Source organism: Sulfitobacter indolifex (genome assembly GCF_022788655.1).
GTDB lineage: Bacteria > Pseudomonadota > Alphaproteobacteria > Rhodobacterales > Rhodobacteraceae > Sulfitobacter > Sulfitobacter indolifex.
This window is the reverse complement of the sequence record NZ_CP084951.1, coordinates 177255-196724: the sequence shown is the minus strand read 5'-3', so window position 1 is coordinate 196724 and position 19470 is coordinate 177255. Positions and strand designations below refer to the sequence as shown.

Here is a 19470-nt window from a genome sequence, read left to right as displayed (position 1 = left end):
GCCGACATGCGCGATATTCAAAGCTTTGCCGCAGGCGAATGGCTGGCCCCGGGCGCGGGCGCCCGCAACATCGCCAGCGCCATCACCGGTGATGTGATCGCCCAAGCCGGCAACGATGCGCTGGACGTGCAGGCGATGCTGGGCTTTGCCCGCGACCACGGCGGCCCCGCCCTGCGCGCGATGACATTCCACGACCGCGCGCGGATGCTGAAAGCGCTGGCGTTGCATCTGATGGAGCACAAACAGGCGCTCTATGATCTGAGTTACGACACCGGTGCGACCCTGTCGGACCACAAGATCGACGTCGACGGCGGCATTGGCACGATGCTCGTCTTTGCCTCTAAGGGTCGGCGCGAGATGCCGGATGCGCATGTCTATCTCGACGGTGCGCCTGAGCAATTGGGCCGCGAAGGGCAGTTCATGGGGCGGCACATCTGCACGCCCTTGCAAGGCGTCGCGGTGCATATCAATGCCTTCAACTTCCCCGTTTGGGGCATGTTGGAGAAGCTCGCCCCTACCCTGCTGGCGGGCGTTCCGGCCATCGTGAAACCTGCCACCGCGACCTGCTATGTGACCGAACACTGCGTGCGGCTGATGCTGGATAGCGGGCTACTGCCGAAGGGCGCGTTGCAGCTGGTCAGCGGTGGCTTGGGCGATATGCTCGACCATCTCGACTGTCAGGATGCCGTGGCCTTTACCGGCTCTGCCGATACAGCGTTGAAACTACGCAGTAACCCCGTGCTGTTGCAAAACTCCGTGCGCTTCACCTCGGAGCAAGACAGTCTCAACGCGTCTGTCCTTGGCCCCGATGCCACCCCTGGCACGCCGGAGTTCGATCTTTTTGTCAAGGAAGTGCAGCGGGAGATGACTGCGAAAGCGGGGCAAAAATGCACCGCGATCCGCCGGATCATGGTCCCGCAGGCACAGATCGACGCTGTGATTGCAGCCCTGTCTGAGCGTTTGGCAAAAACCACCATCGGCGATCCCCGCGATGAGTCTACCCGCATGGGCGCGTTGGTCTCGAACAGCCAAAAACGCGACGTGCTGGAGAAAGTTGCTCTGCTGAGCGCCGAGGCCGAGCGCGTCTTTGGCGATCCCGACAACTTCACCGTCAAAGGCGCTGACAAAGACAAAGGCGCCTTCCTGCCGCCGATGCTGTTCCATTGCGCCGACCCAGACAAGGCCGAGCGCGTGCATGACACCGAGGCTTTCGGCCCGGTTTCGACCCTCATGCCTTACCGCGACCTGCCCCATGCGAGTGCGCTTTTGAATCGCGGCCAAGGGTCGCTCGTCGCCTCCATCATCACCAACGATGGTGAGGTGGCGCGTGAGTTGACCATAGGTTCGGCAGCCTTCCACGGACGGCTCTATTTCAACAACCGCACGTCGATGAAAGAAGCGACGGGCCACGGCTCCCCGCTGCCGCATATGGTCCATGGCGGCCCGGGCCGTGCGGGCGGCGGCGAAGAACTGGGCGGCATTCGGGGCGTGATGCACTATATGCAGCGCACCGCAGTGCAGGGCAGCCCCGACATCCTCACCGCCATTGGCAAACAATGGGTGCCGGGCGCTCAGGAGATCACCGACCGCGATCACCCTTTCACCCGGCGTTTCACCGAGTTGGATTTAGGCGAAACCTTCTATTCCAAGTCCCGCGAAATCTCGCTCGACGATATTGAGACCTTCGCCAATTTCACCGGCGACACTTTCTATGCGCATATGGACGACGAAGCCGCCGCGGCGAACCCGTTCTTTCCGGGGCGCGTGGCGCACGGCTACCTGCTCCTAAGCTTTGCTGCCGGGCTTTTCGTGCAGCCCGATCCGGGGCCGGTGCTGGCCAACACCGGGCTCGACAATCTCCGCTTTCTCGAGCCCGTCTCTGCCGGGGACAGCATGAAAGTGCGGTTAACGGTTAAGCACAAGACCCCGCGTAACGAGGAATACGGCGAGGTGCGTTGGCATGTGACCCTGACCAACCAACGGGAGGAAGCGGTCGCGGAATACGATCTGCTGACGATGAATGCTCTCTGAGCAACCCGCCCCCCTCGTTGCCGCCTTTGCGGGTTTGGGTGGTCAGCGCGTCTGGTCGTTGATGATCAGCCTGTTCGGTGATCTGGCCCAGGGCAATGGCGACGCGATAGACGGGCCGGTTTTATCCACCATAATGGCAGCACTTGATGTGCGGCCTGAGGCGAGCCGCGTGGCCCTGCACCGGTTGCGCAATGATGGTTGGTTGCAGTCACGCAAGGTGGGGCGGATCAGCCAGCACAGTCTGACCGCGCAGGGCCGCGCGGAAAGTGCGGCAGCCAGCCCCCGTATCTATGCCGCCCCGCCGGATCTGTCGGAGCCATGGCAGATGGTGATGACTGAGGAAAACGGCCGCGAGATTGACGCCACCCTGCGCGCAGAAGGCTTCATCCCAGTCATGCCACGCGTCTATGTCGGTCGGAGTGAGAGCACTGCCCCCAAAGGGAGCCTGCCCCTCCGAGGGGAAACCCCGCCCGACTGGCTGCGCCGCGCCGTGGAGCCGACTGCGTTGGAACCGGAATATGACGCACTGCTACACGCGCTGTCTACGCTGCGAGGAACGCTGGCCTGTGACAGCCACATGAACGCGCTCGAGATTGCCGTCCTGCGCTGTCTTATCGTGCACAACTGGCGGCGGCTTGCGTTGAAACATCCTGCTCTGCCCGGCGGCCTTATCCGTTCCGACTGGTCGGGCTACCAATGCCACCTGCTGGTCGACCAATTGCTAAACCGCCACCCCCGGCCCGCCTTGCAAGATTTAGCCGCTGCTTCGGCGGCGGGCTGACCGCCGGCAAAGCGCTGCTTTCCCATGCCGTGCAAGCGCGGTATAGACGACCTCATGACAAATTTCCTCTATCAGAACGACCTGCCGGATGACCTCGACCTCGGGCCGATGGTTGCCATTGACTGCGAAACGATGGGGCTGCATCCGCACCGTGATCGGCTGTGCGTTGTGCAGCTGTCGGGCGGCGATGGTCATGCGCATCTCGTGCAGATTGCCAAAGGCCAGACCGAAGCGCCGAACCTCTGCGCGCTGTTGGAAAATCCACATGTGCTGAAGCTGTTTCATTATGGCCGTTTTGACATTGCCGCGATGCTGAACGCCTTTGGCGCCACCGCAGCACCAGTCTATTGCACCAAGATCGCCAGCCGTTTGATCCGTACCTATACGGATCGGCACGGGCTGGCGAAGCTCTGTCAGGAACTACTGAGCGTGGATATCTCCAAACAGCAACAATCCAGCGACTGGGGGGCCAAAGAGCTGACCCAAGCGCAGATCGACTATGCCGCGTCAGATGTGCTTTACCTGCACCGTCTGCGCGATGAACTTAACAAACGCCTGATACGCGAAGGCCGGATGGACATGGCGCAGGCCTGTTTCGATTTCCTGCCGATGCGCGCCCGGCTTGATCTGGAGGGATGGCCGGACACGGACATCTTCGCACACGCATGAACACACCTTTTCTTGATACCGCCCGTCGCGTGATCCGCTGCGAATCTGACGCGCTGATCCAGCTTGCCGACAGCCTTGATGACCGTTTCCGCGGTGCCGTGGACCTGATGCGCGCGTGCAAGGGCCGCATCATCGTCACCGGCATCGGTAAATCGGGCCATATCGGCAACAAAATCGCAGCGACGCTGGCCTCCACCGGGACCCCTGCCCAATTTGTGCATCCGGCCGAGGCAAGCCACGGCGACTTGGGCATGATCACCGCAGCTGACGTGGTGCTGGCGATCTCCAACTCCGGCGAAGCGCCGGAATTGGCCAACCTCATCGCCTACTCGCGCCGCTATGCGATCCCGCTCATCGGGATCACCAGCCGCCCTGACAGCAGCTTGGGCCGCCACAGCGATGTGGTGCTGGAACTGCCCCGCATTGCCGAGGCTTGCGGCACAGGCGTTGTGCCGACCACCTCAACCACGCTGACGCTGGCAATGGGCGATGCCGTGGCCGTGGCCCTGATGGAGAACCGCGCCTTCACCGCTGAGCATTTCCGCGACTTCCACCCTGGCGGCAAACTGGGCGCGCGGCTGAGCCGTGTGGCAGACTTAATGCATGTGGGCGATGCGCTGCCATTGGTCTCTGCCGATGCGCCAATGGCCGACGCGTTGAGCGAGATCAGCCGCAAGGGTTTTGGCGTGGTCTGCGTGGTGAATGACGCGGGCACGCTTGAAGGTATCATCACCATGGGCGACCTCGCGCGTCACTTAGATGGGCTGATGACCATGACCGCGCGTGAGGTCATGACCCCCGCACCCGTCACCATCAGCCCCGACGAACTGGCCGAAAAAGCCGTGGGCGTGATGAACAACCGCAAGATCACCTGCCTGATCGTCACAGATCCAGCGCAGAACGACGGCAAATCGCCCGTGGGGCTGCTGCATATCCACGACTGTCTGCGCGTCGGGCTGGGGTAACGCGGGATGAAGGGCGACCGCCACTCACGTGTTGTCTCTTGGCTGAAAGTGCTCTTTCCGCTGATTGCGCTGGCACTGCTGTCGACCCTGTTCCTGTTGTCGCGCGCGATAGAACCGCAGGCGGTGATCCCTTTTGCGGATAAAGAAGTACAGGATCGGCTGCGCGACCAGCAGATCACCGGCCCCTTCTACTCCGGCACCACGGCGGACGGCGATCTGATCTCATTCTCCGCCGAAAAGTTGACAACCCCCGGCGGCGAGACCGGCACCAATGAGGCCGAAGATATCGAGGCCACCCTAGATCTACAGGATGGTGCGAAAATCATACTGCAATCCAGCAGCGGCAGGTTTGACACCGGTGCGGAGGAAGCGGAACTGGCGGGCGATGTGCGCGTCAGCACCTCAACCGGCTACCAGATTCTATCTGAGCGGATGACAACCAACCTAACCACACTAGATCTTCTTTCACCCGGCCCGGTCGAAGCCACCAGTCCGGCAGGCAAGATCACCGCCGGAAGCATGGCAATCACCAATCGGCAGAACAGCGCCGGCTCGCAATTGCTTTTCACAAAAGGTGTGAAACTGATATACACGCCGCAAGCAACGAAAGAGTAACTGCCTTGAAACACTTGTTTATTTTGATGCTGCCGCTGCTTTTCGCGCTGCAGGCCGCCCCTGTCACTGCACAATCGGCCAATGTGGCCTTTGGCGCGCTAGAGCAAGACACCAGCCTGCCTGTCGAAGTGACCGCCGATAATCTGTCGGTCGATAACGCTTCGGGCACGGCTATTTTTACTGGTAACGTATTGATCTCTCAGGGTGAAATGACGCTTTCTGCGGGCAAGGTGCAAGTGATCTACCGCGCGGAAGATCAGGGCATTGCCAAGCTTGAGGCGACCGGCGGCGTTGTACTGGTCGCTGGCGAAGACGCCGCTGAATCGCAGCGCGCCGACTATGATATCGACGCGGGCACCTTGGTGATGAGCGGCGATGTCCTGATGACCCAAGGGCCAAGTGCGCTGAGCGCGCAGGAAATGACGGTGAACCTGAACGACGGCACGGCGCAGATGTCAGGCGGCGTGAAGACCATTTTGCAGCCCGGCAGCGGCAACTGATGCCCCCCGAGCTCAAGGTTGCCGGGGGCGACTCCGGCCTGCGCATTCAGCATTTGCGCAAATCTTATCGCAAGAAAGCGGTGATCCGCGACTTCTCAATGGAGCTTGACCGCGGCGAGGTTGTTGCCCTCTTAGGGCCAAACGGTTCGGGCAAGACGACGACCTTCTACGCCGTGGCTGGACTTGTCACGCCCGAGGGGGGGCGTGTGACCGTGGATGGCAAGGATGTCACCACCCTGCCGATGTACCGCCGCGCGCAGCTTGGCATTGGCTATCTGCCGCAGGAAATGAGCATCTTTCGCGGGCTGTCGGTACAAGACAACATCAGCGCGATCCTCGATATCCGGGTCAAACACCGCCACCAGCGGCGCGAGCGGCTTGAAGAGCTGCTGACCGAGTTTTCCATCGAACACCTGCGCCGCGCCCCTGCGCTGGCGCTGTCGGGGGGGGAGCGTCGCCGCGTCGAAATCGCCCGTTGTCTGGCCGCCAATCCCAGCTATCTGCTGCTTGACGAACCCTTTGCCGGGGTCGATCCGATTTCCGTTGGGGACATCCGGCAATTGGTTGCCGACCTCAAGAAGCGTGGCATCGGCGTGCTGATCACTGACCACAATGTCCGCGAAACACTAGAGATCGTCGACCGCGCCTATATCCTGCATGAGGGCAAAGTTCTGATGTCCGGAACGCCCGAGGAAGTTGTGCAAAACGAGAATGTGCGCCGCGTCTATCTTGGCGATAATTTCCGTATTTCCTAGGACTTAGCGTGTTTTATTGGCTTGGCCAGTCTTTGGCATAGCATTGCTTAGCCTTTGTTGAAAATCGCTCTGATTGTAGTCATTAAACGGCGCCGAGCGCATCGGCGCCATTGACTTTCAAACCGAAACGCGGCCTCATTGATATATGGTGAAATCGCGTTCCTGTTTGATCCTGCAGTGCCCTTCCCGCGAAGGAACGGTCAAAATCATTCTGGTCGCGGCACCATTCCTCCATATCTGATAATTGCCCCGCTCCACGCTCGTGGACCGTTTGGCGATGTTCGGAACAAGAAAGACAAGGAGACGATATGCGGTATCAGATCAGTGGCAAACAGATCGACATTGGCGATGCGCTTCGGACACATGTCCGGACGGAACTGGACGAGGCGGTAGGCAAATATGCCGAACGCCCGACCGATGCCCTGGTGGTGTTTTCCAAAACGGGTCACGAATTTGCCTGTGAGGCAACGGTGCATCTTTCTACCGGTCTCACCGCTTCGGCCAAGGCCAAGGCGACGGAAATCTATGCTGCTTTCGATAGTTGCTGCGCGAAGATGGAAAAACAACTGCGCCGTTACAAGCGCCGCTTGAAGGACCATCACAAAGATCGTGCCGAACCGGTTGAACTTTTGGGGGCGTCCTCCTATATCCTCGCGTCAGACAGCGATTCAGACGCGCAGGAACCTGATACCCTCCAACCCATGATCATTGCCGAGATGCAGATGAAGGTGCCAACTTTGTCTGTCGGTGAAGCGGTCATGCAGATGGAATTGTCGGGCGATCCGGTGCTGCTGTTTCGCAAGGAAGGCCAGGAAGGGATGAATGTCGTGTACCGTCGTGAGGACGGGAACATCGGCTGGATCGACCCTTCGTAACCCACGGCGGTAATATCCGCCACAGAGCAGGGCGAGCGGTATGGATTTCGGCAAACTCCTCAAGCCAGAGGCCGTAAAGGTTTTGACTTCGGCTTCTAGCAAGAAGCGGCTGATGCAGGATATCGGCGAACTCGCCCAGCATGCCTATGGGCTGCCGGCTGGCCAAGTGGTGGATGCGCTGATGACGCGCGAAACCCTTGGCCCGACCGGTGTGGGCCACGGCGTCGCCCTGCCCCACGCGCGCATGAATGGCATCGACCGCGTGGTCGGTGCTTTCGTGCTGCTGGACAAACCAATCGATTTTTCGTCGGTCGACCGTCAACCTGTCGATGTGGCCTTTGCCCTGTTCGCCCCCGAAGACGCAGGGGTTGAGCACCTCAAAGCGCTGGCGCTGGTGGCCCGCACATTGCGAGACACCAGCATCTGCACCAAGCTGCGGTCGAACCCAGACCCGGCCACGCTTTATACCATTCTGACCGAGGACAAGGCCGACAAGGCCGCCTAACATCGGCTCACACCGCTGCGGGCTCGGCCTCTTGCGGGGTGGGCGCGCCGCGTGTCGCTTTTTTCTCGCCCAACATCAACATTGCTGGTGTCACCACCAGTGTCAGCACGGTCGCGACCACCAGGCCACCTGCAATGGCCGAACTCAACTCGGTCCACCACTGTGTCGACGGCGCGCCATAGACAATCTCACGGGTGAAGAAGTTGATGTTGAGCCCGATCACCATGGGCATCAGGCCAAGCGCAGTCGTAACGGAGGTCAGCACCACTGGCCGCAGACGTTGTGCCCCGGTGCGCAACGCGGCTTCTAGCGGTGAAAGCCCGGTTTTCTTAAGATCGTTATAAGTGTCGATCAGAACGATATTGTTGTTCACCACGATCCCCGCCAGCGCGATCACCCCGATGCCGCCCATGACGACGCCAAAGGGCCGCCCGGTGACGAGCAGACCAAAAAGTACGCCTGCAATGGAAAAGACAATGGCCGACATGACGACAAAGGCTTGGTAGAACGTGTTGAACTGGATCACGAGGATCACGAACATCAGGAAGATCGCGGTGATAAACGCCCCTGCGAGGAAGATCATCGATTCCTGCTGGTCTTCCGCTTCGCCCGCAAAGGAGGCTTCGACCCCCGGGGGCAGGTCCATTGCGTCAATCGCGCTGCGCAGAGCAACCGTTTGATCGTTCACCAAGACGCCGGGTGCGACGTTCGCTTCGACCGTCACCACGCGTTCTTGATCAACGCGCGTGATCGTGCCGGTGCGCGGGCTTGGCTCGAACGTCACGAAGTTCGAGATCGGCACCAGCCCTGCAGAGGTCGGCACGCGCAGCGATTGAAGCTCTTCCAGCGTGCGTTCATCAGACGGAAAGCGGACGTTAATGTCGATGGAACCTTCGGCATCGTCGGGGCGGTAATCCGCCACGGTGATGCCGCGCGTCAGCAGTTGCACCGCTTGACCCAAGGTGGAGATATCGGCCCCGAACCGTGCTGCTTCGGAACGGTTAACTGCGATGCGCCACTCCACCCCCGGCAGGGGGCGCGAATCCGTCACATCGGTGAAACCGCCGATATCCGACATCTTCTCACGGATTTGGTTAACAACCTGCTGCTGCACTTCACTGTCATGTGCCTTGATCCGCAGATTGACGGGCTTTCCGCCAGTGGGTCCGTTTGAGGCCGTCTGAACCTGCACATCGATGCCCGGAATGGCCGCCATCTCGGTGCGGATATCCTCGCCGATCATCGCGGCGGTCCGGCGTTCGTCCCATTCGGTAAATTCCACCTGAACAGTGCCAATCAAATCGGCGCTGTCACGGTTGCCGCCGCCGGTGCGCGCATAGACACTGGCAATCTCATCATACTCGAACAACCGCTGCTCAACCTGCCGTACCAGTTCGTCTTGTTCGTAGATTGAGAAATTGTCCCGCGCGCGGACCTGTACCTGCGCGAAATCAGGCTCTACTTCGGGGAAAAAGGTGATGCCGTTGCCGAACTGCGCATAGGCAGTAAAGCCCCCCATCAGCATAGAAATCGCTAGTATCAATGTCATCCAAGGCCGCAGAATGGCGAATTGCAGCAGTTTGACATAGCCGCCGGTAAAGCCCTTCAGATCACGCGGATCACCCTGTTCAGCGGCATAAAGCGTGGCCTTATCCTTGGCCGATTGCGGGGGGCGTTTGCCGATGATCCCGCCAACCACGGGGATAAAAACCAATGCCATGAAAAGCGAGGCCGTCAGGGTCAAAATAACCGTAATCGGCAGGAATTTCATGAACTCCCCCACTGTGCCGGTCCAGAACAGCAGCGGGAAGAACACGCTCAACGTCGTGGCAGTTGAGGCGATGATCGGCCATGACATACGCTTCGCCGCATGGGCATAGGCCGCACGGGGGGAATGCCCCTCCTGCAGGCGGCGATCGGCCAGTTCGGTGGTTACGATGGCGCCGTCCACCAGCATGCCCACCACGAGGATCAGCGAGAAAAGCACCACGAGGTTCATCGTATAGCCCATCACCCAAAGCGCGGTGACACCGGCCAGAAACGCCCCCGGAATCGCCAGCCCCACCAGCAGAGCCGAGCGGACGCCCAAGGCCCAGACGATCACGATCATCACAAGGATCACGGCCGCAATAACATTCGCTTCCAGATCGCTGAGCATGCTTTGGACCTGCTCAGATTCGTCTTGGGTGTATTTGACGGTGATGCTGTCAGGCCATTCCGTCCGCATTTCATCAATCAGCTCGCGCACGGCGGCAACCGTTTCAATGATGTTCGCGCCCGAGCGTTTCTTGATCTCCAACGCCAGTGCCGGTTGCCCATCAATGCGCGCAAAGCCGGTGGGATCTTTGAAGGTGCGGCGGATCGTGGCGACATCAGCGAAGGTCACCACAGTATCGCCGCGCACCTTGATTGGCAGAGACATGACGTCTTCGACGTCTTCGATCAGCCCCGGCACCTTGAGCACCAGCCGCCCCGCGCCGCTTTCAATCGCGCCTGCAGCAATCAGGCGGTTGTTGCGGTTGATCTGACTGATCAGCTCTTCGAACGAGATGTTGTAGGTCTCAAACACCGTGGGGTCGATTAAGACCTCCAAAAGCTCTGTGCGCTCTCCGCCAACGTCGACTTCGAGCACGCCAGACAGCCCTTCAATCGCGTCCTTCAGTTCCTCGGAAATACGGTTAAGCGTGCGCTCTGGCACCGGCCCGGACAGGATCGCGGTCAGGATCGGGAACAGCGCTGTGTTGATCTCGGTCACAACCGGGTCGGTGGCGTCTTCGGGCAGGTCAGACTTAGCCCGGTCAACGCCTTCGCGCACCTTGTCGAGCGCTTCATCAGAGTCGAACCCCGGCTCAAACTCCAGTTGCACAGAGGCATGGCCTTCGGCCCCGTTTGAGGTGATCTGCTTTAGCCCGGTGATCGCGCTAAGCTCTGTCTCAAGCGGCTCGACCAACAGCCGTTCACTGTCTTCGGGTGAGATACCTTCGAGCGTGGTGGAGACATAGAGCGTCGGAATAGGGATCTCGGGCGAGCTTTCCTTGGGAATACCGACATAGGCATAGGCCCCGACGAGCAGGATCATGACCAGACCTAGGATTACCACACGGCCGCGGCTAAAGGCGGCGTCGATCAGGGCGTTCATTCCACGCGCTCCGGCTGGGCGGCTTCGGCGCTGCCGGTGATCTGGCCTGCACCAGCGGCGGTGTCCTCCAGTTCATCAATCTCTGGCACGCCCGTCATAGGTTGCTCTTTGGGGGCGTCTTCAGTGCTGGTTTCGGCCTGCGGATTGACAGTTTCGCCGTCGTTCACGAAACCCTGCCCGATGGTGATGATCTCGGCCTCATCCGGCAGGCCCCCGATCCAGATGCCATCCGTTTGAGCGCGGACAATCGCAATCTTATTGAAAACGACTTTGTTTTCGTCATTCACCGTCTTCACACCCAAAGTGCCATTGGTGTCCAAAGACAGGATCGCCGGAGAGACGAAATGCGCGCGGGTCTCGCCCGTGGGGATGCGCACGCGGGCGGATATACCGGCAGGGATCGCACCCTCGGTGTTCTCGACCCTAATCTCGGCGGTAAAGGTCCGGGTTTCGGCGCTGGCGCTGCTCGATACGAATTGCACTTCGCCCTGTGCTTCGGCCCCGGTGATAAACGTCACGTCGGCTTCCTGCCCTTCCTTGACGTCTTTCAGCGCTTGCTGGGGCACCTGCACTTGGATGGTCAGCGGCGTGTTATCCACCAACCGGGCAATGTCATCGCCGGTGGAGACGAATTCGCCCGCAGAGATATCCAACATCTCAAGCCGCCCCGGAAAAGGTGCACGGATTTCGGTATTGTTCAGCGCCTCTTCGGCAGTCGTGACAGATGCCTGCGCAGAGGCCAGGGTTGCGCGCGCTTGGCTGACGCGGTCAACGGTAGAGACACCACGCTCCAGCAGTGCTTCGGCATTGTCATATTCGCGTTGCGCGCGGTTCAGCTCTTCCCGCGCGCGGGCCAGGTCAGAGTCGCGCGCCGTGGTGCTAAGCCGGGCAATCAAATCGCCCGCCTCCAGAACAGCGCCTTTGGCGACCAGCACTTCGGCGATCTCGCCCCCGGATTCTGCACGCACCATCGTATCGCGGTCTGGCAACGCTTGGCCTTCGGCCACGAAAACTTGGGTCACATTGTCCGCCTGAGAACGACGCACCGCAACTGTGACCGCCTTAGGTGAGATTGGTGCGGGTGCGGCTGCTTCGGTTTCTTCGGATGGGATGATATAGCCACTGCCCATCCAAAGGCCGATCAGCACCGCAATGCCCCCCGCGATGAACTTCGACCGTTTCGAGCCGGCATCGCTATCAAAGGAGAGCGTCTTGCGCTCTTGGGATGTGTCACTCATTGGTAGAACTCCATCGCTGCAACCATGTGTCTTTAGGTCACGCGTCAAATCTTGGGCTTGCTTACCCGGGTGGCGACATCGTCAAGCGCTTCACTGATCGTGTCGTAGAACGCCGCAAAAGAATCGAGCCTCGCGCGCACCCCATCGGCATCTTCGGGAAGCTTGCTCATGGTGTCATTGATCTCGGCCTTGGCGTGGCGCGTGCCAGCAAGTGCGTATTTTGTCATCGCGGCATAGGCGTCATCGGCAAGTTGGAAGTAATCTTGCCGGTCACCCGTTTTATTGACGCGCCGGATCAGGCCGCGCTCTTCGAGCAGGCGGATAGAAGTGCTGATCGTGGCACGGCTGACGGACAGACGGCGCGATAGCGCGCCAAAGGCAATCGCCTCGCCTTCGAAAACGAGCATGGCAAATATCTGACCCGACATGCGGGGCAGCCCTTCGCCCATCGCGATCACGCCCATCCGCGTAATAAAGTCGTCACGAACTCGGTCTATTTGTTCAGTGGTATTCATCTGTTCCCCGTCAACGACAGCCTGCGTTGACGGTAAATAGACAGACTTCGGCACAAATCAAGTCTATTCAGAATTATCTGAACAGTCTGAACTATGCGCGCCGTTAAGTCATTTTCGGGTGGAAGCGCTTACTTCAGCCCGTTCTGCGCAATATAGCGGGCCAGATCGAGGACAAGCTGACCGCGTGCGGTTGCGATGGCATTGATCCCCCCTTCGCCGTTGAACGGCACGCTTAGGTCAAACAGACCCGAACGCTCCCGACGGTCATCCGAGACGGCGACGAAGTACTGACCCGACGCGCGGAACTGACCTGTTTCGGTCGCCACGAATTCTGCAAAGCGTACTTCGAGACGGGCATCGGGGAAGGCTTCGAACGGCCAAGGCTCAGACGCAACGCGGCGCCCGGTCATGCGTGCAAGGTTCTGGCTTAACTCAAGCGCCACGGCGCGCTCGGGCGCATCGGCCCACAACACGTCCGACGAACTGATAAGGCTACCATCCGCCATCTGCAGCGAGATTTCTTCGGCCGCGGCGTAGGTCGGCAATGACACATCGCGGACTTCAACCGAGGTGAACGCGATCGAGGTTTTCTCCGTTATCGCTGGGGCGCGCACGGTAAAACGCTCGGTCGTGCCACCGCATGCGGCCAAAGCGACCAGCAGACCGAGGGTGATTAGGGGTTTTGCAATGTTCATGCTTTACCGTCCCAGCAATAGAGAATTGGGGTTACGTTCAATGGTCCGCGCCAAAGATGCAAGTGCTTCGGCGGCTTTCTGGATGTCACGCAGGGTGCGCTCGGCGCTGCGGCTAAGCTGTTCACCTTTGTTATAGCCTTCGATCGTGCTGCTGGCCTGTGCGAACAGCGCGGTCAAACGCGCTACCACCTGCGGCAGGTCACGCGCCGAGACTGCGATATTGTCGGCGGCATTGCGTGCCGACGCCAAGGTGCGGTTCACGTTTTCAATAGCACCGCCTTCACGCAGCTCTTCGAGTGTGGCGTTCACCTCGTCCAGTGCACGTTTCAGCGCGCCCGGCAGGGCAACCGCATCGTCGGTGCCAATCACGGCATCCGCAGATTCAGTAAGCTCTGTGAGTGCGACCACCAGCTCTTCGACCTCTAGCGTTTCAGCCTTGGCAGCGACTGCTTGGATGCTTTCCACCAGTTCTGGCACGCCCTCGACCGAGGACGAAACTGAACTCGCTGCTTCCGAGGCGCTTTCCAACGCAGTGGAAAGCCGTTCAACAACGCGCTCTTCTTCGAGTTTAGCAACCAACTGTTCGATCCGCACCAGCGTCCCGTTCAGCGCCACAGGCACATTCTTGACCTCTTCAGAAGAGACAAGCCCCGTCAGTTCGCCCAACAGGGCGCGCACATCTTGTGGGGTTTCACGCAGGTCTTCATCAGAAACAAAGGCCTCTGCGGAATTCAGGAACGAAATCGCGCTGCTGAGCAGCTCTTCGATGGGCAGGCTGTTGATACGTGTGAATACGCCCTCGACCGTGGCGGCGGCGTCAGAGACATCGCTTTCGGTGGTTGGCATCAACGCGAGATTGTTGTCGGTCTCATTGAGAGACGCCTCGGGCGCGTCTTCGACCATCACCATCTCAACCTTCAGCCCGCCGGTGAGCAGGCTGGCCGAAGCAAGCCGCGCGCGCAGGCCATCCTCAACACGCTCGGAGAGGAACGCCAGCGCTGCATCAGCCGTCACATCGCCCTGCAACCCCAGATGTGCGGGCTGGATCGACAGGATCGCGTTCAACCGAACACGGCTGTCGCCAAAGCGTTCGAAATCTACAAGACCCGAGAGCGTTTCTACTTCACCGATCTCAAGCCCGCTCATCTCGACCGGGGCCCCGACGATCAAACCTGAGATATTGTCGTCGAATACAACGCTCATTTTAAGCGGATCAACTTCGGACGCGTTAAAGACGGAATTCCGCGCGGTTTCTTTGTCGGGATAGATTTCAAATACTGTGCCGTCGGACACCTGCGCGCCACCCGACACGAAGGTATCAAAAGTCACGCCGCCGCCCACAAGGGTTGCCAGCGAGGAAAAATCGATCTCAGCCCCGGCAGGACCGATATTCACGCTAAAGCCGGAGGCATCCCAAAAACGGGTAGATTCATTGATAAGCTGGCGATGCTCCTCGAAAATCAGCGCTTCGACGATGGCGAAGTTGCCACGCGGGGCGATTTTGGCATAGCCAACCCGACCGACTTCGATACCTTTGTAAAGTATCGGCACATTGTCCGTTAGCTGACCATTGGCGGTCGAGCGGAACGCGATCTCAAGCCCATTCTGACCACCGCGGATCAGCGGCTGGGTCGAAGACCCTTGGAAACGTTGCGCTGGCGGTCCGACCTGCTGATCCCATGACCCTTCGATGTAGACACCGCTTAGCACAGTGCTTAGCCCCGTGATGCCCTGCGCGGTGACTTCGGGCTGTACGACCCAAAAAACCGCCCCGCTGTCGATGTAGGGGGCCACATCTTTGTCAATGCGGATATGTGCCGTCACTTTTTCAAGGTCAGAGGTAAAGCCGACTTTTTCGACCACCCCGACCGTTACATCGCGAAAGCGCAATTCGGTCTCTCCGGCAGAGATGCCGGCGCCCGCTTCGAATTCAACGACGATCAACGGGCCGCGTTCTGCATAGGAACGGTAAGCGACGAAAAGTGCGACGATCAAGGCAAGGATTGGGATAATCCAGATCACCGACGCCCCGCTGAGGAACATCTTGCGCGTGGGCGAAATGGGCACGTCGGTTGGCGTTTTAGTCATCGGTTTTCGGGCCCTCGTCCTTGGTCTGAGCGTCCCAGATCATACGGGTATCAAACGCTTGTGCTGCCAACATGGTAAAGATCACAGAGAGGGCAAAAAAGATGCTCGCAACTCCCGGATTAATAGCGGCCAGTGTCTTGAGTTGCACCAGAGACGACAAAATCGCAACCACAAAGATGTCAATCATTGACCAGCGACCGATATACTCGACCAGCTCATATAAATAATGCCGCTGCCGCTGAGACGTAACAGAACGCCGTTTAACGCTGATCGCCAGAAAGGCCACGGCCATGAATTTTGCGAGCGGAATGACGACAGATGCAAAAAGGATGATAAGCGCGATCCCCCAGTTGCCATACTGCGCCAACTCGACCGCCCCGCCGATGATTGTGCTTTCCTCGACCTGAAACAGCGTTCGGGTCTTAAGCATCGGATAGGTATTCGCGGGGATGTAGCACATCAGCCCGACCGTCCAATACGCCCAAACCCGTTGAAGGCTCAGACGGTCGCGCGACACCAGCCGGTGCCCGCAACGGCTACAGGTCGGCGTGCCCATTGGCGCGGGCTTGCTACACCGGGTGCAGGCGACGATGCCCAGCTCCCGTGCGCTCAGGATTTCTTGGGATGTTCCAGAGAGTTCCATACGGACCATTTGCATAAAAATCTGTCCTGCGCGATGACAAGCACTACCAACGCCCCGAACATGTAAAAGGCCGGCCCAAAGCCGACATCGGCCAGATCGGCCACCTTGACCAGCGCCACGGCACAGCCAATCGCAAAGATTTCAGCCATCGACCAGGGCCGCAGTTCTTCTGACAGACGAAAGGCCGCGACCGCATGGCGCGCTGCAGGGCGGTCCAATACCACGGGGATCAGCACATAAAGCGTCAGCATTACCCGCAAAAGCGGTATGAAAAAGATCAGCGCCGCAGTGGCCAACGACAGCAGGATCATCGGCCCGCCCGAAAAAGCCAGCGCCGCATCCAGCACCGACACCGCATTGCTGGTGCCTGCCGCATCGATGGTAAGGAAAGGAAAGACCGCCGCGCCGATGATTAGCACCATAACCGCCACCGCGACTGCGATGATTTGCAAACCGGCATTTTGGCGCGGTGTGATCAGCGCCGTATGGCACCGCTCACAGGCCGCACGTTCCCCATGGGCGGGACGCCGCAGCCTGTAGATTGCATCGCATTGCGGACAGACGATCAGCTCGTCCATCGGCAAGTCGGCAAGGGGTGTGTCGGGGTGATCCATTCTGAGTGGATATATGATGCCGCCCCCCGCCGTATCAACAAATATTCCAGGCCTTGTGACGTATCTGCACCGGCGGAACATCGCGCTCTCACGAATGTGAGCGGAACAGGCCGCTGCGCACCTCGTTGGTCCAACAGAAATCATAAAGGAGAAAGCAATGACCGACATTAACAATGCAAAGATCCTGATCCTCGCAACCGACGGGTTCGAGCAGTCCGAACTGGAAAAGCCCCTGAACGACCTTCGTGCGCGCGGCGCAACCGTCCATGTGGCCACTCCCGACGGCAATGGCATCAAGGGCTGGGACGAAGACGATTGGGGCGACACCACCCCTGCCGATCTGGCGCTGAAAGACGTAGTGGTGGATGACTACCACGGCATCGTTCTACCCGGCGGCCAGATCAACCCCGACCTGCTGCGCGCTAACAAAGACGCCGTGGCGCTGATCCGCAAGTTCCACGACAGCGGCAAGACCGTCGCCGCCATCTGCCATGCCCCGTGGCTGCTGATTGAGGCAGGCATTATCAAGGGCCGCAAAGCAACCTGCTATGCGTCTATCGCAACAGACGTGAAGAACGCCGGTGCGCATTACGAAGACAGCGAAGTGGTGGCTGACCAAGGCATCGTTACCAGCCGGTCGCCCGAAGATCTGGATGCATTCGTGGCCAAGATCGTCGAGGAGATCGAAGAAGGCAAGCATGAGCGTAAGGCGGCTTAAGTCGCGTATAACGATTTACGATTTACCCCCGGTCATTTGGCCGGGGTTTTTTATGCGCGGTCCAAGGTGACGCCCAGTTCCTTTAACACCGCGTCCGTATCTGCGCCGATAGCACGCGGTGGGCTGGGCATTTCCGGTGCCCCCGCCCCAAATCGCGGCGCGTGGCCTGATTGCAGCACGCCATCCACGCGCAGCACATTGCCCCGCGCCGCCATCTGGGGATGATCCGGCGCTTCGGAAAAGCGCAGCACCGGGGCGACACAGGCGTCGGAACCATCGAAATGCGCAGCCCAGTCGTCGCGGCTGCGCGTGGCAAAGATCGCGGCGAATTCAGTGGTCCGCGCGGGCCATGTGGCGGTGTCGTTTTGGGTGGTCGCATACTCTGCGGGCAGGTCTAGCTTGTCTAAAAGGATCGCGTAGAACTGAGGCTCTAAAGCGCCCACAGCGAGAAACTTGCCATCCGCACAGGTGTAGCATCGATAGAAAGGTGCGGCCCCGTCCAGCCAATTTGCGGCGCGCTCTTCCGTCCACTTGTTTTGAGCCAACATGCCGTGGATCAGCCCCATCATCGCCGGCACCCCATCGACCATGGCCGCATCGACCACTTGGCCTTTGCCTGTCACACCGCGCTCGATCACTGCCGAGAGGATGCCTAACAGCAGAAACATCGTCCCGCCGCCGTAGTCTGCGACCATATTCAGCGGCGGCACAGGGGGCGCATCCGCGCTGCCCATGGCGTGTAAAGCCCCTGTTAGAGCCAGATAGTTGATGTCATGCCCCGCCGTTTGCGCCCATGGGCCAGTCTGGCCCCAACCGGTCATGCGGCCATAGATCAGTATCTCAGGGCAACTCTCAGGTCCGAGGCCCAAACGCTCCATCACGCCGGGGCGAAACCCCTCGATCAGCACATCGGCGGAAGCGATCAGCGCCCGCGCCGCCGCGATGCCTTCGGATTTTTTCAGGTTCAACACCACCGAACGCTTGCCGCGCCGGTTAATGTCCGACGGGTCCGCCGGGGCGGCTTTGCGGTCGACCGTAATGACATCCGCCCCAAGATCGGCCAGCAACTGCCCAGCAAGCGGCGCAGGCCCCAGCCCAGAAAACTCCACCACCCTTAACGAGGCCAGCGGCCCTGTACGTTCCGCCATGCTCATGCCGCCCCCGGCACCAGCACCTGCCGCGCGCCTTCGGTGAAATCGCTCAAGGAAAGCGCCCATGTTGTGCCGGGCCAACGCAGTTCCATCTGGCGCTTTCGCGGTCGGTAAACAGCAGTATAGAGCGTGCCAAACCCCGCATTAAACGCCGTGGAATAAAGCGGCGGCTTCAGAAACGCGCCGATAAACTTCTCTTCGGGGTCACGGTGCAGCCGCAGACGCTGCAAGAGATAGCGTTCACGCTCCACAGTGGCAGTGAACCGTGCATGGCTGATCCACTCAACGCTTTCTTGATGGTTCGTCGCCACCGCCGCGCGGGTGATGACCGCCGGGCGGTCAGGGGCCATCATCGCAGTCAGATAGTTGCGTTTCCGGTCCAGCACGGTGACGTTATAGCTCATATGCGTCGGCACCCGCGACAGCACCTCGCCCGCCTCTTGCGCAGTTTCGCAGGTTTGCAGCACATAGCGCAGGATCAGTGGCACGCCGAAGCCCTCGCCCACCACGCGCCGCCCGCCAAAGGTCAGCGAGATCGACAGCCCTGCGTCGTTCACCCCATCGACCAGCCCCCAAAGCCCGTCTGAGGTGCCCATGACCTGCCGTCCTTGCCAACCCGTGCGCAGCACCATCGCGTCAAAAGCATTGGGGTTATAATCGTAGTTGCGCACCATGACCGGCTCTTTCCCGGCCCAGATCGCTTGGGAGCAGGCTGAGAGATAAGGTGGCGGGCAATAGAAGCTGAGGAACCGCGCGGCGTGATCGCCGCCGCCTGCAAGGGTGCAAAGCTCGTCATAGAGCGGCAGCATTTCCGGCATGTGTTTGGCCAAGGCGCGGCGGCATTGGGCGTAGGTGGGGCGCGCGGCCTCACCCTCCTTCAGCCACCACGCATGGTAGTCAGGCCAATAGGCCGCGAAGAGTCCGGCCCACTTGGGGCCGGGCTGGTCTTCGGACAGTGCGCGCCAGTACATCG

At 59.9% G+C, this 19470-nt stretch carries 19 protein-coding genes; 10 read left to right on the top strand and 9 right to left on the bottom strand.

The annotated features are described in order from the left end of the window. Window positions 1-6 precede the first annotated feature (6 nt). The 9 genes from paaZ (at window position 7) to DSM14862_RS00875 (ending at window position 7696) form a co-directional block, all read left to right on the top strand. Window positions 7-2031 carry a phenylacetic acid degradation bifunctional protein PaaZ gene (gene paaZ / locus DSM14862_RS00915; RefSeq protein WP_007118518.1) on the top strand — a complete coding sequence of 675 codons (2025 nt, stop codon included), beginning with the start codon at window positions 7-9 and terminating at the stop codon, window positions 2029-2031. Further along, on the top strand, window positions 2021-2812 hold the full coding sequence (locus DSM14862_RS00910) for a PaaX family transcriptional regulator C-terminal domain-containing protein (protein WP_007118517.1): 792 nt from the start codon (window positions 2021-2023) through the stop codon (window positions 2810-2812). Before paaZ ends, DSM14862_RS00910 begins: the two co-directional genes overlap by 11 nt. A 54-nt stretch (window positions 2813-2866) precedes the next feature. Then, window positions 2867-3481, top strand: coding sequence for a ribonuclease D (locus DSM14862_RS00905; RefSeq protein ID WP_007118516.1), 615 nt, complete (start codon window positions 2867-2869; stop codon window positions 3479-3481). Further along, window positions 3478-4446, top strand: coding sequence for a KpsF/GutQ family sugar-phosphate isomerase (locus DSM14862_RS00900; protein ID WP_007118515.1), 969 nt, complete (start codon window positions 3478-3480; stop codon window positions 4444-4446). The genes DSM14862_RS00905 and DSM14862_RS00900 overlap by 4 nt, the downstream gene beginning before the upstream one ends. 6 nt (window positions 4447-4452) lie before the next feature. Then, entirely contained in the window at window positions 4453-5061 is a 609-nt protein-coding gene (gene lptC, locus DSM14862_RS00895; protein WP_007118514.1) for an LPS export ABC transporter periplasmic protein LptC, read from the top strand. Between the two features lie 26 nt (window positions 5062-5087). Continuing rightward, on the top strand, window positions 5088-5561 hold the full coding sequence (lptA, locus tag DSM14862_RS00890; RefSeq protein ID WP_040700780.1) for a lipopolysaccharide transport periplasmic protein LptA: 474 nt from the start codon (window positions 5088-5090) through the stop codon (window positions 5559-5561). Continuing rightward, window positions 5558-6316, top strand: coding sequence for an LPS export ABC transporter ATP-binding protein (gene lptB / locus DSM14862_RS00885; RefSeq protein WP_113075657.1), 759 nt, complete (start codon window positions 5558-5560; stop codon window positions 6314-6316). The genes lptA and lptB overlap by 4 nt, the downstream gene beginning before the upstream one ends. Window positions 6317-6624: 308 nt before the next feature. Further along, a complete protein-coding gene (gene hpf / locus DSM14862_RS00880; RefSeq protein WP_007118511.1) occupies window positions 6625-7191 on the top strand; it encodes a ribosome hibernation-promoting factor, HPF/YfiA family in 567 nt (188 codons plus the stop codon). A gap of 40 nt (window positions 7192-7231) precedes the next feature. Then, entirely contained in the window at window positions 7232-7696 is a 465-nt protein-coding gene (locus tag DSM14862_RS00875) for a PTS sugar transporter subunit IIA (RefSeq protein WP_007118510.1), read from the top strand. Between the two features lie 7 nt (window positions 7697-7703). On the opposite strand, the gene DSM14862_RS00870 is transcribed toward DSM14862_RS00875, so the two are convergent. The 7 genes from DSM14862_RS00870 to DSM14862_RS00840 form a co-directional block, all read right to left on the bottom strand. Next, a complete protein-coding gene (locus DSM14862_RS00870) occupies window positions 7704-10835 on the bottom strand; it encodes an efflux RND transporter permease subunit (protein WP_007118509.1) in 3132 nt (1043 codons plus the stop codon). Then, window positions 10832-12073: an efflux RND transporter periplasmic adaptor subunit gene (locus DSM14862_RS00865; protein ID WP_007118508.1), complete on the bottom strand. Its 1242-nt coding sequence runs from the start codon at window positions 12071-12073 to the stop codon at window positions 10832-10834. The genes DSM14862_RS00870 and DSM14862_RS00865 overlap by 4 nt, the downstream gene beginning before the upstream one ends. 44 nt (window positions 12074-12117) lie before the next feature. Beyond that, window positions 12118-12588 (bottom strand): GbsR/MarR family transcriptional regulator, encoded by a 471-nt coding sequence (locus tag DSM14862_RS00860; protein WP_083804534.1) that lies wholly within the window; start codon window positions 12586-12588, stop codon window positions 12118-12120. Between the two features lie 128 nt (window positions 12589-12716). Continuing rightward, on the bottom strand, window positions 12717-13283 hold the full coding sequence (locus tag DSM14862_RS00855) for a PqiC family protein (RefSeq protein WP_007118506.1): 567 nt from the start codon (window positions 13281-13283) through the stop codon (window positions 12717-12719). 3 nt (window positions 13284-13286) lie between these two features. Continuing rightward, window positions 13287-15371: a PqiB family protein gene (locus tag DSM14862_RS00850; protein ID WP_007118505.1), complete on the bottom strand. Its 2085-nt coding sequence runs from the start codon at window positions 15369-15371 to the stop codon at window positions 13287-13289. Next, a complete protein-coding gene (locus DSM14862_RS00845) occupies window positions 15364-16023 on the bottom strand; it encodes a paraquat-inducible protein A (protein ID WP_208855102.1) in 660 nt (219 codons plus the stop codon). The genes DSM14862_RS00850 and DSM14862_RS00845 overlap by 8 nt, the downstream gene beginning before the upstream one ends. After that, window positions 15981-16628 (bottom strand): paraquat-inducible protein A, encoded by a 648-nt coding sequence (locus tag DSM14862_RS00840; RefSeq protein ID WP_007118503.1) that lies wholly within the window; start codon window positions 16626-16628, stop codon window positions 15981-15983. Before DSM14862_RS00840 ends, DSM14862_RS00845 begins: the two co-directional genes overlap by 43 nt. 157 nt (window positions 16629-16785) lie before the next feature. Here DSM14862_RS00840 and DSM14862_RS00835 point away from each other — a divergent pair, with 157 nt between their 5' ends. Then, entirely contained in the window at window positions 16786-17346 is a 561-nt protein-coding gene (locus DSM14862_RS00835; protein ID WP_007118502.1) for a type 1 glutamine amidotransferase domain-containing protein, read from the top strand. 50 nt (window positions 17347-17396) lie between these two features. Here DSM14862_RS00835 and DSM14862_RS00830 read toward each other — a convergent pair whose 3' ends face one another. Continuing rightward, on the bottom strand, window positions 17397-18500 hold the full coding sequence (locus DSM14862_RS00830) for a CaiB/BaiF CoA transferase family protein (protein WP_007118501.1): 1104 nt from the start codon (window positions 18498-18500) through the stop codon (window positions 17397-17399). Next, a complete protein-coding gene (locus tag DSM14862_RS00825; protein ID WP_007118500.1) occupies window positions 18497-19468 on the bottom strand; it encodes a C45 family autoproteolytic acyltransferase/hydolase in 972 nt (323 codons plus the stop codon). The genes DSM14862_RS00830 and DSM14862_RS00825 overlap by 4 nt, the downstream gene beginning before the upstream one ends. Window positions 19469-19470: the final 2 nt, after the last annotated feature.

Bases quoted from the DNA above. Each gene is read 5' to 3' on its own strand.
- DSM14862_RS00910 (WP_007118517.1), top strand. From the start codon at position 2,021: ATGCTCTCTGAGCAACCCGCCCCCCTCGTTGCCGCCTTTGCGGGTTTG.
- DSM14862_RS00855 (WP_007118506.1), bottom strand. From the start codon at position 13,283: ATGAACATTGCAAAACCCCTAATCACCCTCGGTCTGCTGGTCGCTTTG.
- DSM14862_RS00830 (WP_007118501.1), bottom strand. From the start codon at position 18,500: ATGAGCATGGCGGAACGTACAGGGCCGCTGGCCTCGTTAAGGGTGGTG.
- DSM14862_RS00865 (WP_007118508.1), bottom strand. From the start codon at position 12,073: ATGAGTGACACATCCCAAGAGCGCAAGACGCTCTCCTTTGATAGCGAT.
- DSM14862_RS00840 (WP_007118503.1), bottom strand. From the start codon at position 16,628: ATGGATCACCCCGACACACCCCTTGCCGACTTGCCGATGGACGAGCTG.
- DSM14862_RS00870 (WP_007118509.1), bottom strand. From the start codon at position 10,835: ATGAACGCCCTGATCGACGCCGCCTTTAGCCGCGGCCGTGTGGTAATC.
- DSM14862_RS00850 (WP_007118505.1), bottom strand. From the start codon at position 15,371: ATGACTAAAACGCCAACCGACGTGCCCATTTCGCCCACGCGCAAGATG.
- hpf (WP_007118511.1), top strand. From the start codon at position 6,625: ATGCGGTATCAGATCAGTGGCAAACAGATCGACATTGGCGATGCGCTT.
- DSM14862_RS00825 (WP_007118500.1), bottom strand. From the start codon at position 19,468: ATGTACTGGCGCGCACTGTCCGAAGACCAGCCCGGCCCCAAGTGGGCC.
- lptA (WP_040700780.1), top strand. From the start codon at position 5,088: ATGCTGCCGCTGCTTTTCGCGCTGCAGGCCGCCCCTGTCACTGCACAA.
- DSM14862_RS00835 (WP_007118502.1), top strand. From the start codon at position 16,786: ATGACCGACATTAACAATGCAAAGATCCTGATCCTCGCAACCGACGGG.
- DSM14862_RS00860 (WP_083804534.1), bottom strand. From the start codon at position 12,588: ATGAATACCACTGAACAAATAGACCGAGTTCGTGACGACTTTATTACG.
- lptC (WP_007118514.1), top strand. From the start codon at position 4,453: ATGAAGGGCGACCGCCACTCACGTGTTGTCTCTTGGCTGAAAGTGCTC.
- DSM14862_RS00845 (WP_208855102.1), bottom strand. From the start codon at position 16,023: ATGGTCCGTATGGAACTCTCTGGAACATCCCAAGAAATCCTGAGCGCA.
- DSM14862_RS00900 (WP_007118515.1), top strand. From the start codon at position 3,478: ATGAACACACCTTTTCTTGATACCGCCCGTCGCGTGATCCGCTGCGAA.
- DSM14862_RS00875 (WP_007118510.1), top strand. From the start codon at position 7,232: ATGGATTTCGGCAAACTCCTCAAGCCAGAGGCCGTAAAGGTTTTGACT.
- DSM14862_RS00905 (WP_007118516.1), top strand. From the start codon at position 2,867: ATGACAAATTTCCTCTATCAGAACGACCTGCCGGATGACCTCGACCTC.
- paaZ (WP_007118518.1), top strand. From the start codon at position 7: ATGCGCGATATTCAAAGCTTTGCCGCAGGCGAATGGCTGGCCCCGGGC.